Annotated in this window: 15 protein-coding genes; 7 read left to right on the plus strand and 8 right to left on the minus strand. The window is 45.3% G+C overall.

Annotated features, from left to right (window positions below):
* From rlmKL to AAGC78_RS19880, 4 genes are all read left to right on the plus strand, one after another.
* The coding region (gene rlmKL / locus AAGC78_RS19865; protein WP_435785847.1) for a bifunctional 23S rRNA (guanine(2069)-N(7))-methyltransferase RlmK/23S rRNA (guanine(2445)-N(2))-methyltransferase RlmL at positions 1-1,775 on the plus strand (1,775 nt) is incomplete at its 5' end.
* Positions 1,754-2,596 (plus strand): hypothetical protein, encoded by an 843-nt coding sequence (locus AAGC78_RS19870; protein ID WP_435785848.1) that lies wholly within the window; start codon positions 1,754-1,756, stop codon positions 2,594-2,596. The genes rlmKL and AAGC78_RS19870, both read left to right, overlap by 22 nt.
* A gap of 53 nt (positions 2,597-2,649) precedes the next feature.
* Positions 2,650-3,657 (plus strand): protein-methionine-sulfoxide reductase catalytic subunit MsrP, encoded by a 1,008-nt coding sequence (gene msrP, locus AAGC78_RS19875; RefSeq protein WP_435785849.1) that lies wholly within the window; start codon positions 2,650-2,652, stop codon positions 3,655-3,657.
* Positions 3,658-3,668: 11 nt separating this feature from the next.
* A complete protein-coding gene (locus tag AAGC78_RS19880; protein ID WP_435785850.1) occupies positions 3,669-4,259 on the plus strand; it encodes a sulfite oxidase heme-binding subunit YedZ in 591 nt (196 codons plus the stop codon).
* Positions 4,260-4,264: 5 nt separating this feature from the next.
* Here AAGC78_RS19880 and AAGC78_RS19885 read toward each other — a convergent pair whose 3' ends face one another.
* The 6 genes from AAGC78_RS19885 to earP form a co-directional block, all read right to left on the minus strand.
* A complete protein-coding gene (locus tag AAGC78_RS19885) occupies positions 4,265-4,978 on the minus strand; it encodes a LytR/AlgR family response regulator transcription factor (protein WP_435785851.1) in 714 nt (237 codons plus the stop codon).
* A complete protein-coding gene (locus AAGC78_RS19890; RefSeq protein WP_435785852.1) occupies positions 4,975-5,997 on the minus strand; it encodes a sensor histidine kinase in 1,023 nt (340 codons plus the stop codon). The genes AAGC78_RS19885 and AAGC78_RS19890 overlap by 4 nt, the downstream gene beginning before the upstream one ends.
* A gap of 69 nt (positions 5,998-6,066) precedes the next feature.
* Complete coding sequence (locus tag AAGC78_RS19895; protein ID WP_435785853.1) at positions 6,067-7,932, minus strand: serine hydrolase domain-containing protein; 1,866 nt, start codon at positions 7,930-7,932, stop codon at positions 6,067-6,069.
* A gap of 55 nt (positions 7,933-7,987) precedes the next feature.
* Entirely contained in the window at positions 7,988-8,830 is an 843-nt protein-coding gene (locus tag AAGC78_RS19900; RefSeq protein ID WP_435785854.1) for an alpha/beta fold hydrolase, read from the minus strand.
* A 573-nt stretch (positions 8,831-9,403) separates the two neighbouring features.
* On the minus strand, positions 9,404-9,964 hold the full coding sequence (gene efp / locus AAGC78_RS19905; RefSeq protein ID WP_133683367.1) for an elongation factor P: 561 nt from the start codon (positions 9,962-9,964) through the stop codon (positions 9,404-9,406).
* Positions 9,965-10,108: 144 nt separating this feature from the next.
* A complete protein-coding gene (gene earP / locus AAGC78_RS19910; protein WP_435785855.1) occupies positions 10,109-11,236 on the minus strand; it encodes an elongation factor P maturation arginine rhamnosyltransferase EarP in 1,128 nt (375 codons plus the stop codon).
* 72 nt (positions 11,237-11,308) lie between these two features.
* Here earP and AAGC78_RS19915 point away from each other — a divergent pair, with 72 nt between their 5' ends.
* Entirely contained in the window at positions 11,309-11,854 is a 546-nt protein-coding gene (locus AAGC78_RS19915; protein WP_435785856.1) for a DUF2058 domain-containing protein, read from the plus strand.
* 51 nt (positions 11,855-11,905) lie between these two features.
* On the opposite strand, the gene AAGC78_RS19920 is transcribed toward AAGC78_RS19915, so the two are convergent.
* Positions 11,906-13,735 carry an ABC transporter ATP-binding protein gene (locus tag AAGC78_RS19920; RefSeq protein WP_435785857.1) on the minus strand — a complete coding sequence of 610 codons (1,830 nt, stop codon included), beginning with the start codon at positions 13,733-13,735 and terminating at the stop codon, positions 11,906-11,908.
* A gap of 173 nt (positions 13,736-13,908) precedes the next feature.
* Between AAGC78_RS19920 and AAGC78_RS19925 the strand changes: the two genes are divergently transcribed.
* The gene (locus AAGC78_RS19925; protein WP_435785858.1) at positions 13,909-14,298 is read left to right on the plus strand and encodes a hypothetical protein; all 390 of its coding nucleotides are present in this window, start codon (positions 13,909-13,911) and stop codon (positions 14,296-14,298) included.
* Between the two features lie 17 nt (positions 14,299-14,315).
* Complete coding sequence (locus AAGC78_RS19930) at positions 14,316-14,840, plus strand: hypothetical protein (protein WP_435785859.1); 525 nt, start codon at positions 14,316-14,318, stop codon at positions 14,838-14,840.
* A gap of 80 nt (positions 14,841-14,920) precedes the next feature.
* On the opposite strand, the gene AAGC78_RS19935 is transcribed toward AAGC78_RS19930, so the two are convergent.
* Positions 14,921-15,949 (minus strand): DUF6976 family protein, encoded by a 1,029-nt coding sequence (locus AAGC78_RS19935; RefSeq protein WP_435785860.1) that lies wholly within the window; start codon positions 15,947-15,949, stop codon positions 14,921-14,923.
* Positions 15,950-15,974: the final 25 nt, after the last annotated feature.

The following is a 15,974-nucleotide window of genomic DNA, read 5'->3' on the forward strand; positions in this document are numbered from 1 at the left end:
ATCGCCGTGGCTACCGCGTAAAGCAGGGTAGTGCACCCATGAAAGAAAACCTGGCGGCCGGGATTTTGATCCGTGCAGGCTGGCCGGAGATAGCAGCGCAAGGCGGTGCTTTGCTCGACCCTATGTGTGGCTCCGGCACCATCTTGATTGAAGCTGCCTTGATTGCTGCAGATATCGCCCCCGGTTTGTTGCGCGGCAGTTTTGGTTTTGAGCGCTGGTTAAATCATCGCAATGATATCTGGCTGGAATTACGTGAAGAAGCATTTGCACGCAAAGCTGCCGGGCTTGCGCGCGAAAACCTGCCCGAAATTCGCGGCTATGATGCTGATGTAAACGTAATTCGTGCAGCAGAAGACAATATCGTCAGTTCCGAATTGGATCACTGGTTGCGCGTGAGCCGCAAAGAATTAAAAGACTTTGTTAAACCAACGCATAAGGCAATGGATTTTGGCATTGTTATTAGCAATCCACCATACGGCGAGCGTTTGGGTGAAATTGAATCGCTAAAATTGTTGTATGCGCACTTGGGTGAGCGTTTGCGCAATGAGTTTCAGAGTTGGCGAGCGGGTGTTTTCACCGGTAATCCGGAACTCGGCAAACAAATGGGTTTGCGTGCAGATAAAAAATACAAATTTTTTAACGGTACCATCGCAAGTGAGTTGTTGATGTTTAGCATCAGCAGTGACGCTTTTGTGCAAAGCCGCGTTGAGCAAGATGCACGTTTTAGTAAAGACGATGACGAGCGCAGAGAAGCAGAGCAGCGTGTTAAAATAGAAAACAAAAGGGAACAAGAGGCGGCACTATCAAATGGTGCACAGATGTTGGTAAATCGCCTGCAGAAAAATCTCAAGCAATTGGAAAAATGGGCAAAGAAAAATGATATCAGTTGCTATCGCTTATACGATGCTGATATGCCGGAATATTCTGCGGCGATTGATATTTATCGCGGTCAAACCCAGCCCAATCGCGCACCGCAACTCTACGCTCACGTGCAAGAATACGCTGCACCCAAATCGGTAGATGAAGAAAAAGCTGCAGCGCGTTTTGCCGAAATCGAAATGGCAGTGCCGTTTGCGTTGGATCTTCTCGCATCAAATATTAGCTACAAGCAGCGTCGTCGCAACAAAGGCTCCAGCCAATACGAGAAAATCAGCGAGCGCCCAACCGGTGATGTATTTAGTGTGCAGGAAGGTGCTGCCAAACTGCATATTAATATGTGGCAATACTTGGATACAGGTTTGTTCCTTGATCATCGCCCGGTGCGTTTAATGATTGCGGATCTCGCTAAAGATAAACGCTTCCTCAACTTGTTTTGTTATACCGCAACTGCCAGCGTGCATGCAGCTATGGCAGGTGCCCGTTATACGGTGAGTGTGGATATGTCCAACACTTACCTCAATTGGGCACGTAAAAATTATGCGCTCAATGGTTTGAGTGAATCGCGCAATCGTTTGGAGCAAGCGGATTGTTTGAAATGGTTGGAAGACAATGACCAACAGTATGATTTGATTTTGCTTGATCCGCCCAGCTTCTCTAACTCCAAGCGTATGGAAGATGTATTGGACGTGCAGCGTGATCATGTTGGTATGATCAACAATGCCATGCGTTCACTGGCAGAGGATGGTACTTTGATTTTCTCCAACAACCTGCGCAGTTTTAAATTGGATATCGAAGCGCTAAGCGCATATACGATTAAAGATATTAGTGCGCAAACCATTGATGAGGATTTCAAACGCAATCCTAAAATCCATCAGTGTTGGTTGATAACACATTAATAAAAAAGGATAGGGCTATGCGCTACATTCGTCTCGGCATCAGCATTTTATGCTTGCTGGCATGTGGCGCAAAAGCCGATCAATTTTGTATTGCGCTCGCTGAAACCTATTACGAACAAGTGTATTGCCAGCTGAAAGCAAAAGCGCAGACTAAAAATCTCCCCCCGTTTAATCAATTCAAGAAAAATACCGAGGTGGTGCAAGCATCCTTGTTAAAACGACCTGCTGAGCGCAACGGGATCAAATTAGTCTTGCCTATCAAAGCCCCTCTACCAGTTGCGGCTGCGCCCACTAAATCCCCCAACAATCCCTACACTGAACCAACACCAGTCAAACAGCGTATTACCAAAATAGTCTTACAAGAAACGGCTACCTGTGAGTTAACAGGGAAACAAATCCATTGTGCGGGACGTGTTTATAATCTGGTGGGTAATAAAGCAAATCGGCGGTTGGTTGCTAACGCTTTAAGCGAGCAGAATAAAATGGCGCTTCCCGTTCGCAAGGAGGAATCTGCGGAGCGCTATCTGGCCATCGCCTATCCTGAATATATCGCCAAGATGTGTGAGATTGGCCTGTGCGGGGTAACTATGACTTATGGGAAATTTGCGTATCTTTATCATGATTTACAAACCAAGGGTTTGGATTTTTCCCGCCGTTTTGAAATGATGTTCAGCTTCCTGAAAAAAGATAAGGCAACCATGGGTGTAAGTGAGTCTGCCAGCATTCCAGCTGGATTATCCTGGAGGGATTGCAGCCCCCTTACTGACTTGCGTTACCTATGTGAGTACCAGAGCCGAAATTATATTTTTGAAGCGCAGTAACAAATCCATTTGGTGTAAGTCTAAAACCATTATTCCATTTTGCCGAGGTCAGTATGCTGATCAAAAAGCCCAGTGATATTCCATCATCCGAAATTACCCCGGAAGCAATCTACAATGCCCGCCGTGACTTTATGCGCGGTGCTATGAGTGTTGCTGCCCTGGGAATTGGTGCTACTACAGCGCCGGGGCTTTTAGCTGCCCCCGTGAATATTGCAGATAAAGACGTTACTGGCCCGGCTTGGTTAACGCAGCAAATTGCGTTGGCGAGTGCCAACAAAGAAAAAATTACGGAAGCGCTTACACCTTACGAACATGTGGCCGGTTACAACAATTTTTATGAGTACGGCTATGACAAAACAGATCCCGCGTCCAAGTCTCATATTTTAAAACCTCATCCCTGGTCGGTTGAAATTGCTGGCGAAGTCGCCAAGCCGGGTACATTGACCCTGGAGGATTTATTAAAAGGTGTTGCGCTGGAGGAGCGGGTGTATCGCTTGCGTTGTGTTGAGGCCTGGTCAATGGTGGTGCCCTGGATTGGTTTTTCGCTGGCGGATTTAATCAAGCGAGTAGAGCCAACCAGCAAGGCGAAGTTTGTTTCGTTTACGACACTGGAACGCCCAGCTGAAATGCCGGAACAAAAAAGCAGGTTCAGCACAATCGATTGGCCCTACCGCGAGGGGCTGCGTATGGATGAGGCTATGAATCCACTAACAACATTAGCTGTTGGCCTCTACGGCAAAGTATTGCCTAATCAAAATGGTGCGCCTTTACGCTTGGTAGTACCCTGGAAATACGGTTTTAAATACATCAAGTCCATCGTAAAAATTGAATTCACCGAGAAGCAACCGAAAACAACCTGGAGCATGATTGCCCCTAACGAATACGGTTTTTATGCCAACGTAAATCCGAAGGTCAGCCACCCGCGCTGGAGCCAAGCGGAGGAGCGGCGTTTACCCAGTGGGTTGTTACGCCCCAATATTATTCCCACACAATTATTTAACGGCTACGCAGAACAGGTCGCGCACCTGTATAAAGATATGGACCTACGTAAATTTTACTAAGAGTAAAACCAATGCCTGTATTCTGGCGAAGACTGGTTATTTTTTTTATATCGATAATCCCATTCATATGGCTGGTGTATCAAACACTGACTAACCAGCTCGGAGCTGATCCGGCAAAAACCATTGTGTTATTTACCGGTAAATGGGCGATTTATTTTTTATTTATCACGCTAGCGGTAACGCCGTTGCGTCGACTAATACATTTCCAAAAAGTGCATTTTCGCTGGCTGCAGGTGCATCGGCGTATGCTGGGATTATTTTCCTTGTTTTATGCAATGCTGCACGTGCTTGCGTTTTTGGTGTTAATTTTAGGATTGGATTTATCCCGCTTTGCTAAAGAGCTCGTTGAGCGCCCCTATATTCTGGTAACGATTCCTGCCGTTGTTTTATTAATCGCACTGGGTGTTACCTCGACTCAGGCAATGATGCGACGTTTAGGAAAAAATTGGATCAGGCTGCACAAATCGATTTATCTTATCGCGATTCTCGCGTGGGTACATGTGTTGATGCAGGTGCGTTCCAGTTACTTTGATGCAGTATTATTCGGTGGGGTTTTGCTGCTTTTACTTTTGCCAAGACTATATTGGGCTATTCGCAAATAGTTTTTTTACAAACTTAAAATTTCCTTTAAATCTGCTGCTTGTCGGCGAGATATATCGATAGTGACACCGTCGTCCATGGTTATCACGTAGCCATCATGTATGCCGTCCTCAATAGCACTAATGGCCTGTAGGTTCACAATAAACTGGCGGTTAGCACGAAAGAAGAATTTCCCCGGTAGACGCTCCTCTATTTGATTGAGGGATTTTTTTACGAATGCAGATTCTGCATTAAAGTAAACTCGTACATAGTTTTTGCAGCTTTCGAAATAGCGAATGCTCTCCAGTGTAACCAAATGGCATTTTTCATCGTCTTTGATGAAAATTTTATTGTTCATCTCCAGTGCTGATTTGGTGCCTGTCGAAAATTCCTCGTTAGTTTTATTGAGTTTGGCGATGGCAATTGCCAAACGCTCCTGGCTAATCGGTTTTAGTAGATAATCGATGGTGTTGTAGTCGAATGATTTGACTGCATATTCCGAATATGCCGTGGTAAAAATAATTCGCGGTGAATAATCAATTTTTTCCAGAAGGTCAAATCCGGTTTCGCCCGGCATATGGATATCGAGAAAAATAACATCGGGTCGAGTGCTGCGGATCAGTTCCAGTGCAGGGATTGGGTGTTCTGCATCACCGACTACTTCCAATGTGTTGAAGTTCTTAAGCATGCGCACTAAACCTTCACGCGCAACACGGGAATCTTCGACCACTATTGCTTTCATGTTGTCAGCTCCTTTGGAATTGTGACTGTTACTATAAATACCTGATCTTGAATTGCAGTCTCGCAACTGGCATTACCGCCATACAGCAGTTGCAGGCGCTGCTCTATGTTCTTTAGGCCAATTCCCGTGTTGTGATTTTGTAGTGTGCTGGTATCGGGAATGTTATTGGTTACTGTAAAAACAATATGTGTTTTCTGCTCGTTCGAGCCAAGCTTTACCTCCCCGCCGTAACGAAGATTATCAATTCCGTGTTTGACAGCATTCTCTATCAACATTTGCAGGATCATGGGTGGAATCAGGTAGGCGTGAATACTCTCCGGTATATTTATAGTAGCGTTAAGGCGGTCTTCCATTTGAATTTTTACGATAGCAATATAGCGCTGGATTATCTCCAATTCTTCACTTAAGTAGACTTTCTCATGTCTGCTTGTTTCCAGCGAGTAGCGAAGGATATCTGATAGAGCAGTGAGTATGTCGTCTGCTTTTTGCGGGTCTTCATGAATTGTAAATCGAATATTGTTCAGTGCATTGAATAAAAAATGGGGGTTAAGTTGATTGGTAAGGTTAATCAGCTGCGCGCCCTTAAGGCTATTCTGCAAACGTAGGTTGCTTAATTCGGTCTCTTTGATTCTTTGTTTTGTTGCAATACTGATGTATAAAAAAATCCAGCCACCAATAAATAATTGAGTTTGAAGCCAGTTGCCGATAAATGTTTGCGAGTTGATGGTTGAGGCAGTAGTTGAATGTTGGGTAACTGCATTTTCTATGTCTCCCCCAAAAAATGGAATAATAGAGCCCCGCATGATCAATGTAACTATGAGGCCGCTAGCTAAACTATATCCGGTTACCACTAGAGTATTCTTCGCAGTGTTTAATTCATGCCATTGATGAGTTTTATATAGGTATCGATAATAGAGTACTGCCAGTGTAAATAGGGGGAGCCACAATAACCAACGCATAAAATTAATGAGTACTTCTTCCCTCCATAACAAAGTAATCAGGGATTGTGCCAGCGTCATGATCAATAAAATTGATCCGTGGTACATCCAAAACGTTCTGTTGTGTGGGAAGAAATAAATATTCATCGACTATGCCCAGAGTTTTAACGCAAATATTCCATAGTAAGCCAGGTGCGCAGCCATCAATAAATGCAGGCCTGTATAAAGTAGTGCGTATCCGTATAGCCATTTCGATATGGCATGCTTACGGTACTTGATTAGCATTGCGGCGCTGACGAGGGCGCCCAATGGATAGAGAATACTCAATAGATAAACAGTGATGGAAAGTATTGATACGCTCGCTGCCGCTTGCATAAATAATCCGGCCATTGATAAGCATGCAATTAATGCTAGCAATATCAAGCTGGACGACAGCGGCCAAATGCGAATCCAGACACTGGCATCAGCAGGTATTTTTTTCACTAGCCGACGCGAGCCCCATACAATGATGGCCAGTAAGCTTAACAAGGTTATGATGCCAAGTGATAGATAAAGCCCGAGTAAACTGAAAACGCTCCATGTGGATACAGGTTTAAATAAATCTGCTCCAATTTGCACCGTACTTCCTTCAATTGGATCATTGACCAATGCAATGGTTGGGAGGCCAGTCCATTGTTCTATCAGATTTTCGTTGTTCACGGCGTAAGCCACACCAGGTGCATCCCATCCCCCGAGCAGAGGTTCTCGATAAACATAGTGGTCATCGGTGTGAAATTTCATGACACCAAAGATTCCATTCATTAATCGAGTCATATGTTGGCGGTGATTAATAGGGGCGTAGTAGCCATTCAGTGTTTTGAATTTTTCTGGAAGAGCTATAGGTTGGGGTTTGTTAATTTTGTGATCTTTAAGCAAATAAGTGCGAATGGTTTTGGAGATTTTATCAAATGCAGACCAGTTACCTGCATTGATCATAAATACATAACCCGCTCCCAGTTCCCGGTTGTAACTTAATTCGGTTAACCCGCCAAACACACTGCCGTTATGGCCGTGAAATACCACATGAAAGTTTTTGTGGCCGCTGGTGTAATTGGCGAGCCCATAACCTGCTGTAAGCCCAGAAGCGCTGCCTAATGTTGTTGCTGATGCTTCCATGCGATCCAGTGCTTCGCTTGGTATCAGTTGTTGGCTTGGCGTTGCTCCGCGCAACAATAAAAATTGCACAAAATTAGCCATATCTTTTGGCGATGAATTAATGGAGCCTGCTGCTCTATGGATGATGTGCCAATATTTTTTGGGTTTATTATTGGTATAAAGTGTTGCGCCTTTTTGTTGATATAGATCAGTCTTAAAGTAACTGCTCGATGGCATTTCCAAGGGTTTGAAAAAACTGGCTTCAATATAATCTTCGTATTTTTTGCCCGTTATTTTTTCTACGATATAGGCGACCACTGCCGCGCCTGCATTGCAATAGGCATAACGGGTGCCGGGAATCCAGCGGGATTTGCGCGAATCAGGATGGTAATCAAGCCCTTCTTTTGTGCTCATGCTATCCGGCGCGGAATACGCGTATTCCGCAAGGTGAATATCATCCCAGCCGGTAGTGTGTTCCAGTAGGTGAGCAATTCTTACCGGATGTGTTTCTTCCCACTGGTTTTCAAACTGAATCTCCGGCACTACATCGCGTACCTTATCATTCAGGTTGAGCTTTCCTTCTTGTTGTAATTTCAGCACCGCGAGCGCGGCAAACATTTTTGAAACTGAACCTATACGAAAAAGGGTGTTTTCATCGGCGGGTGTATGTTGTTCAATATCGGCTTCACCGAGTCCTGCAATCCACAGAGGGCCGTCTTTGCCAACCAGTGCTATACCAACGGCGGGTGTATTGCTTTCAGCTCGGATTTTTTCAATGGCGACTTTAAGCTCTTCGAGGGTTTGCGATGAGGTTTCTGTCTCGGCTTTAGCAAGCGAAGCGCAAAGGACTATTGTTGATAGCAGTGCAGTAATAAAGCGCATCTCTATTTCCTTTTAAATTCCTTAGTACGAAGTATGTATCTTCCATCAATAGATATTATTGCAACGCTCCCTGCGCTTGCATCACATCGTCAATAGCTTGTATCACCAATTCAGGGGACGTCTCCTGCATTTGATGAGAAGAATCTGCCACTACGATTTTCGCATTAGGATAGATATTCCGTATCTTGTCTCTGGTTTTTTCATCTCGATTAAACACGCCGAAATCCACTTCTATGGCCATGCCTTTTGGCTCATTGAACATTCGCACAATAGGCTTATCATCAATCGTCGGCAACGCGTCAATCATCAAGCCACTCATATAGGCCAGATTGACCTCTTCTCTCACTGCTTTTGGTAAGAACAATTTCATTCCTATGTTTGTATACCAGGGAAATTCGCTGGGGGTTTTCAAAAAACCAGGATACATTGCATCAACCAAAACCAGTCCATGCACCTCATCGGGATACTCTCGTGCAAACTGCTGTACGTAGAGTCCGCCGATAGAGTGACCAATCAATACATAGGGAGGTTTAAGCTCTTGCCTATGCAATTCCAAACGCAATTCGCGCGCAATGTTGTGGCTATTGGGTTCTGCTGCGATAGTCGAACTATTGCAGTAACCAGGACGATTGTAGGCGTACACATTGACGTTCGCTGGTAGTTGTTGCAGCACTTTTCCCCAGCGTTGAATACAATTCCTGGCACCGCTCTCAAATACGAGTGTATAGGCCGCTTGCTCATGCCGACGAACGTAGTTTTCTATTTTCCGATTATCCTGCTGTATCACTTGAGTGTCAGCGGTATCGGGTAAGTTTTTGCACGACGTTAGACCCACCGCAACGCACAGGCACAAAGATATACTTACCAAGCTCACGCTAAATTTTATTAATCTGCTCATAAATGTTCCTTTATTGAAAGTTTTGGCGCAAAGAAACCACGAGTCTTAACTGGTGGTTAAGACGGCAGCATTCTTTGTTAAATGGCTATTGGTGTAATAAAACGCATATCTATTTCCTTTAAATTCCTTGATACAAGGTGTGTATCTTCCATTAATGCGCGTGGTTGATGTGTATTGGGTGCTGAGTGGTATGAGAAAAGGATGAGCGGCAAATTATGCCGGTTGTGATGGTGGTGCTCGGGCTTATGAAATCTACATAACCAAAATGTGTGAGATAGGTTTGTGTAGTATCAGTATGAGTTAAGGGAAGCTTTCGTATCTTTATCTGGATATACGTTCAAAGGGATTGGATTTTTACAAGGTTTTTAACTCATGTTTGGATTCTTGAAAGAGGACAAATTCACAATGGGTGTTGCAGCCCACTTGATGAGCATTCATGGTGTGTGATGCACAAAGCAGGAATTATGTTTTTGCTTTGAGAATGTTGATCAGTTTGTGAGTGTTAAAAAGGCTGGCTGGAAACAAAAATGGCGCCCTGAAGGCGCCATTTTTATTTGCGTTACGAATCTGCGATTAAGCGCGAGATTTGTATTCGCCGGTACGTGCGTCGATGATGATCTTTTGACCAATTTCAACAAACGCAGCAACTTGCAATTCAGTGCCGTTAAGCAGTTTTGCAGTTTTCATTACTTTACCAGAGGTGTCACCACGAACTGCTGGTTCGGTGTAAGCCACTTCACGGGTAATCGCGTTTGGTGGAGTTACAGAGATCACTTTGCCTTCGTAGAATACTGCATCGCACACGTCTTCCATGCCGTCTTCGATCCATGGAAGCAGGTCGCCCAGCTCTTCGCCAGTTACTTCGTATTGGTTGAACTCTGGGTCCATAAATACGTACATTGGATCAGCGTAGTAAGAGTAGGTTACTTCTTTACGATCCAATTGGATGTCTTCGAATTTGTCGTCTGCACGGTAAACAGTTTCAGTGTTCATGCCGTTCAGCAGGTTTTTCAATTTCATTTTAACAACGGCTGAGTTACGGCCAGACTTGTTGTATTCCGCTTTTTGAACAACCCAGGGTGAGCCGTCGATCATCAGAACGTTGCCAGCGCGGCATTCTTGAGCATTTTTCATGGTAAATCCCAGTTTGCAATGGTTAACGAATAAAGAGGGAAGCCTTGGTTCGCGTAGCGCGCGGGCTTAAAAGCCCCCAGGAGTCCCGGGTTTGAAATCGGCGCGCTACTATACAGTTCTTTGTGTTTTTTCTGTAGTGCTTTTTTAGCGCCCCCAAACGGCGCTCAAATCTACCAGTTGGCTGGCTAAATCGGGTTGATTAGCGAGCAAGTCACACCAATCCTGTGCGTGCTGCTGCCACGTGGGTAGCCGTTCAACCAGGGTGTTCCAGCTGTTGCTGATATCGCCATTTCGGTTCCAGGATAGCCACAGCTCGCGGATGTTGTCTGGTAGTTGATCTTTTCCGGCCGCTAGATAAGCATCCAGAAAGGCTGAAAGCTTGATAATGTGAGCATCCTCTTCTTGAGGGTAGATATGCCAAATCAGTGGCTTGGCCGCCCACTGGGCTCTGACAAATGAGTCTTCACCCCGGACAAAGTTGATATCGCAAGCCCAAAGTAAATAGTCATACTCAAGCTGGGTGAGAAACGGGATAACCTGCAGGTACAGGTTTCCTTTGCTATAGATATCACCAGTGCTGAGCTGCTTCCCGAGTGATTGGTTGATGCTGGTCAGGATCTTGCCCGCGGGCACCAGGCAATGGATTTGTTTATCGCTGTTTTTACATGCTTCAAGCAGGTCGGTAACTGCGGGGTTTTCGTAGGCAAAAAGTGAGACCAGAAGTGCTCCTGGCTGCGGCACAACACCAATTTGTTTAAGCCAATCAGTCGCTACGAATAGGTCTCGCTCGCGCAAGAGATTGTTTTCCCTTAACAAACCGCCTGTGCGGGGGCTGAATCCGGGAAAGAAAAACGTCTTGCGCAGGCCGGTGGCGGGATGGGGCGATTGCATTCGATGGCAATCCTCAACCCATTTTTCGGCGCTCAGGTATTCCAAATTTATCCAGATGGGAGCATGCCCGGCGCGTTTTTGCTCAGCCATAGCGTCTATATAGGAGGCTGGGATATCACAGGCGAAAGCCTCGATGACAACATCGACCACCTGTATTTTTGTGCAAAATTCAGGTGTCCATCGGCGTACTTCTACACCTGCGAGCTGTTGCTCATCAATGTCTAGAGCTGCGGGCCAAATGCGAATCAGTGAGTGAAGGTCATCCACCCAAAGACGGACGTGTTGGTTGTGCTCCGCTGCAAGTTGCCTGGACAGTCGCCAGCAAACGCCGATATCGCCAAAATTGTCGATGACGCGGCAAAAAATATCCCAGGTTTTCATGGCTGCGAATTCGTGTATAGGGGCAAAAGAGGTAGTATTATGCGCAAAATTTTTATCAACAGGTGATTATTTATGGCATCTCTTCAAGACCAACTGCTCAAGGCAGGGTTGATCGACGCGAAAAAAGCCAAACAGGCAAATAAAGAAAAGCGTAAAGAAACCAATGTGGCGCGGCGCTCTAGTGAAGAAGTTGTCGATGAAATAAAACAATCGGCTGAACAGGCGCGTGTAGAAAAAGCGGAGCGTGATCGGGAATTAAATCGTCAGCGCGATCAGGAATTGCAGCAAAAGGCCATAGCCGCGCAAATTAAACAGTTAATCGAAAATCATCGCCAATCCAAAGGGGCAGGTGACGGTGATGTTGAGTACAACTTTAGTGACGGAAAGTTAATCAAAAAAATCCGGGTTTCCAAAACGGTTCAGGAACAAATTGTTCGCGGCGTTTTGGCGGTGGTGAAATTAGGCGAGGGATATGAATTGGTGCCGCGAATAGTGGCTGATAAAATTTCCCAGCGCGATGAAAAATTCGTGATTGTCGCGAACACTAAAAATACCCAGCAAGCAGAAGAAGATGATCCTTATAAAGATTATGTCATTCCAGATGATTTGATGTGGTAATCACAAAATGGATTAGCCAGATAATTCGATCTGGCTAATCCGCTATTTGAGTTAAAATTCCCCCAAAAATCCACCGGATTGGCGCGCCCACAGATGCGCATAGACGCCGTTTTTAGCGATCAATTCGTTGTGTGTACCTTGTTCAATAATTTCGCCTTTATCCAACACAATCAAACGATCTAGTGCTGCGATAGTTGACAGGCGATGCGCGATTGCAATTACTGTTTTTCCTTGCATCAACCAGTTCAAGTTGGTTTGGATTGCTGCTTCTACTTCTGAATCCAGCGCGGATGTTGCTTCATCCATAATCAATATCGGGGCGTTTTTAATTAGCACGCGTGCGATCGCAATACGTTGACGCTGACCGCCGGATAATTTTACGCCGCGCTCGCCTACGTGGGCATCGTAGCCTTTGCGATCTTCGTTGTCGGTGAGGCTCATAATAAAATCATGCGCCTCGGCTTGTTGCGCAGCACGAATCATTTCTTCTTCGGTGGCATCCGGTTTTCCGTAAAGCAGATTGTCGCGGATGGAGCGATGTAACAGGGATGTGTCTTGCGTGACCATGCCAATCTGTGCACGCAAGCTCTCCTGCTTAATATCAACAATATTTTGGTTGTCGATTAAAATGGTTCCGGCATCCACATCATAAAAACGCAAGAGCAGATTAACGAGCGTGGATTTTCCAGCACCTGAACGCCCAACCAAACCGATCTTTTCGCCCGCATTAATGTGCAGGTCAAAGTTCTGCAGTAACCCATCGTCTTTGCCGTAGTTGAAGCGAACGGATTTAAAGTCGATAGTACTTTGTTTAATCAGCAGCGGCGGTGCATGAGGTTTGTCCTGGACTTCGCGTGGAATAGTTAAGGTATTCAAACCATCGCGCGCAGTACCGATATTTTCAAACAATGCCGATACTTCCCACATAATCCACTGCGCCATGCCATTCAAGCGCAAAACTAATCCAACCGCTGCTGCAATGGCGCCGGTGGTAATGGCAGCGCTTGACCAAAGCCACAGTGACATTGCCGCGATAGCAAAAATCAGCAATGCATTAATCAGCCACACGCCTGTGCCCAATAAGGTGGCGAGGCGCATTTGTGGATGAACCGTCGATAAAAAATGCTCCATGCCTTTTTTGGCATAATCGGCTTCGCGATTGGAATGTGAAAAAAGTTTTACGGTGGAGATATTTGTGTAGGTATCGACCAGTCGCCCAGTCATATCAGATCGTGCGTGGGCTTGCGCTGAGGATATTTTTGCAAGGCGTGGCAAGAAGTAATACAACAAACCTGCATAAGCAAAAAACCACATCATTAGTGGGATTGCCAAGCGCCAGTCGAGCGAAGCGGAAAGTACAAGAATGCCGGTGAAATAGACGATGACGTAAAGTAAAACGTCGAGTAATTTCATAATGGTTTCGCGCACGGCCAATGCGGTTTGCATTACCTTGGTGGCGATACGGCCGGCGAACTCATCCTGATAAAACTGGTAGCTCTGGCCAAGCAAATAGCGGTGCGCTTGCCAGCGGATGCGCATAGGGAAATTTCCCAAAAGGGTTTGATGCATTAGTAGCGAATGAAGCAACACTGATACAGGCAATGCTACGAGCAAGATGAATCCCATCCAGATTAACTGGTCTTGTGATTCGGCCCAGAATGTTTGGGGTGAGTGTTTATTGAGCGAATCTACCAAGTCGCCCAAAAATCCGAATAGGGAAACTTCCATAATCGCGATCAGGCCAGTAAAAAGCGCCATACCTAACAGATATACTTCCGCTCCGCGGCTGTAGTGCCGGCAAAAAGCGTAAAGCGTTTTAGGTGGAGCAGTGGGATCTTGCGGTGGAAAAGGCTTAATCAGGCTTTCAAAATAACGAAACATAATAGATATCGCTGAATGGTGGTCACTGGCTAATTTCTGAGCCGCTATTGTAGCAGCTCGGTTGGGACTATTGGCGTAACCAAGTGTTAAGGCAGGGTGATAAACTGTCGCCTAGTATCTACCGCGTCACTGCCAATAATTGGCAGTAATTATTTCTTGTCAGGCAGAAGTTTATGAAAAATACCTTGGTTGTCTTTGCTGCCGGTTGTCTTGGTGGACTGGTGATGTGTGTTGTGATGTGGTTGTTTTCGCGCTACGGGATTACTCAATCCCTGAATGTGCAGTTAGCTGGATCAATATCACCACAATGGATGTACCCGCGTATCGTATGGGGTGGCATTTGGGGGTTATTATTTTTATTGCCGATTTTTGCCAGCAGTCTATTTGCCCGTAGTTTTGTCATTGCGCTAATTCCAACGCTGATCCAATTGTTTGTATTTTATCCATTCTATGAAGGTAAAGGCATGGCGGGATTATCGCTCGGCATATTAACGCCATTTCTGGTGTTCTTTTTCTTTTGGGTTTGGTCATTTGTAACCGCAATTACACTACGAGTATCCTGATAAATATGAATCTGTTAATGAGTAGGTTAATTCTTCGTTGTCTCGCTGGTGTGATGTTCATCTTGTGTGCTTCTGCACAAGCTCAGTTTTTACCCGATAATAAAAACTTGAATGCTCAATCTGTACAGCGCTGGATGCAAAGCAACCGCGATATCGCGGAGTTTGTTCAAGTGATTGATGCAGCGAATGCTAGTGATGCTGATCTGAAAGCCTTCGAGGCGTTAACACCAGTAGAACAGGATAAAAAAATCAACGCCTTACTTGATTCAAAAAAGCTCCTCGATAGCGCCAACCAAGTTGCTTTGAAACATGGTTGGAAATCGGTAGGGGAATATATGCGCTTGAGCACCAAGTTGGGCAATGCGATAGCTGCTTATTTCTTGTTTGGCGATTTAGGAAAGGTAACTGAGGAGCAGGCGCAGCAATTAAAGGAAAAGGCTGATCCCGCGGTGCTAGCCGTGCCGAGAAGTGACATCGATTTTATCAAACGAAATGAAAAAGCTCTGCAGAAGTATATTCAAGCCTACGGGGCGGGACGCTAGTTTTAGCGATAACAAAAAGGCGGATTTAAAATCCGCCTTTTTTATTTTCGGTACCTTTTAAACTATTCGGCTTAACGAACTCAGCGGGAATTTCCGCTCAGGCTTAAATACACGAGTGTTTGGTTAAGTAGCTGGTAGGCGACCTCTCCAAATGTAATCGGCCCCGTTAGGTCGCGCGTTTTTTTTCCCTCAAGCTCGGAATAAAGATAGTTGAGTATGCAATTGCAGGAGAAGGATATGCCTTCGCTTGCTGATGCGGATAATTCTTTATTGAAGCTTTCAATATAATTTTCCACAGGTTTTGCGAAGCGATAACTGATGTCTGCAAAGACCGGTGCGTAGAGATCTACTTTATTATTGGCTTCGTCTATTTGCTGGATACTGACGTTAATCATTACGCCTGAGTAGTTGGCAACTAGAGGCAAGCGTGTATCGACTTTGGCATATTTAATGTAATCCGCCAGCGATGCAGTTTCTCCATTGATAGTGCATTCACTGACGCTAAAGCCGGTATTTTTAAATTTGATTTCTGGCCCATCACCTTGGGTGAATAAGTTGACGATGTTGATGTTCGCCAATTGATTAGTGGGCAACGGGATATGCATTGCTACGGCTTGCTGATCAAATAGCATACCTCTGGCAGGGCCAAAGCCCACTTTAGCTGTGCGACTGGCAATATCATCAAGATGTACACCTGAGATCCAACCAATAATCGGTGAAAAATACATATTAGGGTAGTCTGGTGCATTTTGTGCGTAAGACAAGTGCACCTCTGACATCGCAGGTAATATGACGATACTAAAGCCATGCTCTGGTGCTTCCTGTGCGATGCGCGCAATAGAATTACCATCGTAAAGGGTAATGCGCGGTGCATTGCCTGGTTGCACGCCCTCAATCGTATTTACAAATATCTGCTCGCGATCAACTTTGCCACCTTCTGCCGTCATGAAATAAGGAATAGTGCCTGCGATCCAATTCCCTGATGGAAGATCAGTTAATACCGATTCATCGGCGGCAATAACTAAATATTCACCTCTATTTATTTTTTCAATGAGCTGTGCGCGATTTAAAAGGGCACTGCGGATACTAATGTCGGCGTCTTGGGCCATGCAAGATCTCCTGGTCGATCTAATA

Source organism: Cellvibrio sp., assembly GCF_039207905.1.
In the GTDB taxonomy this organism is placed as follows: Bacteria; Pseudomonadota; Gammaproteobacteria; order Pseudomonadales; family Cellvibrionaceae; genus Cellvibrio.

Coding starts and splice junctions, on each gene's coding strand:
- msrP (WP_435785849.1), top strand. CDS start 2,650: ATGCTGATCAAAAAGCCCAGTGATATTCCATCATCCGAAATTACCCCG.
- AAGC78_RS19880 (WP_435785850.1), top strand. CDS start 3,669: ATGCCTGTATTCTGGCGAAGACTGGTTATTTTTTTTATATCGATAATC.
- AAGC78_RS19885 (WP_435785851.1), bottom strand. CDS start 4,978: ATGAAAGCAATAGTGGTCGAAGATTCCCGTGTTGCGCGTGAAGGTTTA.
- AAGC78_RS19890 (WP_435785852.1), bottom strand. CDS start 5,997: ATGACGCTGGCACAATCCCTGATTACTTTGTTATGGAGGGAAGAAGTA.
- AAGC78_RS19895 (WP_435785853.1), bottom strand. CDS start 7,932: ATGCGCTTTATTACTGCACTGCTATCAACAATAGTCCTTTGCGCTTCG.
- AAGC78_RS19900 (WP_435785854.1), bottom strand. CDS start 8,830: ATGAGCAGATTAATAAAATTTAGCGTGAGCTTGGTAAGTATATCTTTG.
- efp (WP_133683367.1), bottom strand. CDS start 9,964: ATGAAAAATGCTCAAGAATGCCGCGCTGGCAACGTTCTGATGATCGAC.
- earP (WP_435785855.1), bottom strand. CDS start 11,236: ATGAAAACCTGGGATATTTTTTGCCGCGTCATCGACAATTTTGGCGAT.
- AAGC78_RS19915 (WP_435785856.1), top strand. CDS start 11,309: ATGGCATCTCTTCAAGACCAACTGCTCAAGGCAGGGTTGATCGACGCG.
- AAGC78_RS19920 (WP_435785857.1), bottom strand. CDS start 13,735: ATGTTTCGTTATTTTGAAAGCCTGATTAAGCCTTTTCCACCGCAAGAT.
- AAGC78_RS19925 (WP_435785858.1), top strand. CDS start 13,909: ATGAAAAATACCTTGGTTGTCTTTGCTGCCGGTTGTCTTGGTGGACTG.
- AAGC78_RS19930 (WP_435785859.1), top strand. CDS start 14,316: ATGAGTAGGTTAATTCTTCGTTGTCTCGCTGGTGTGATGTTCATCTTG.
- AAGC78_RS19935 (WP_435785860.1), bottom strand. CDS start 15,949: ATGGCCCAAGACGCCGACATTAGTATCCGCAGTGCCCTTTTAAATCGC.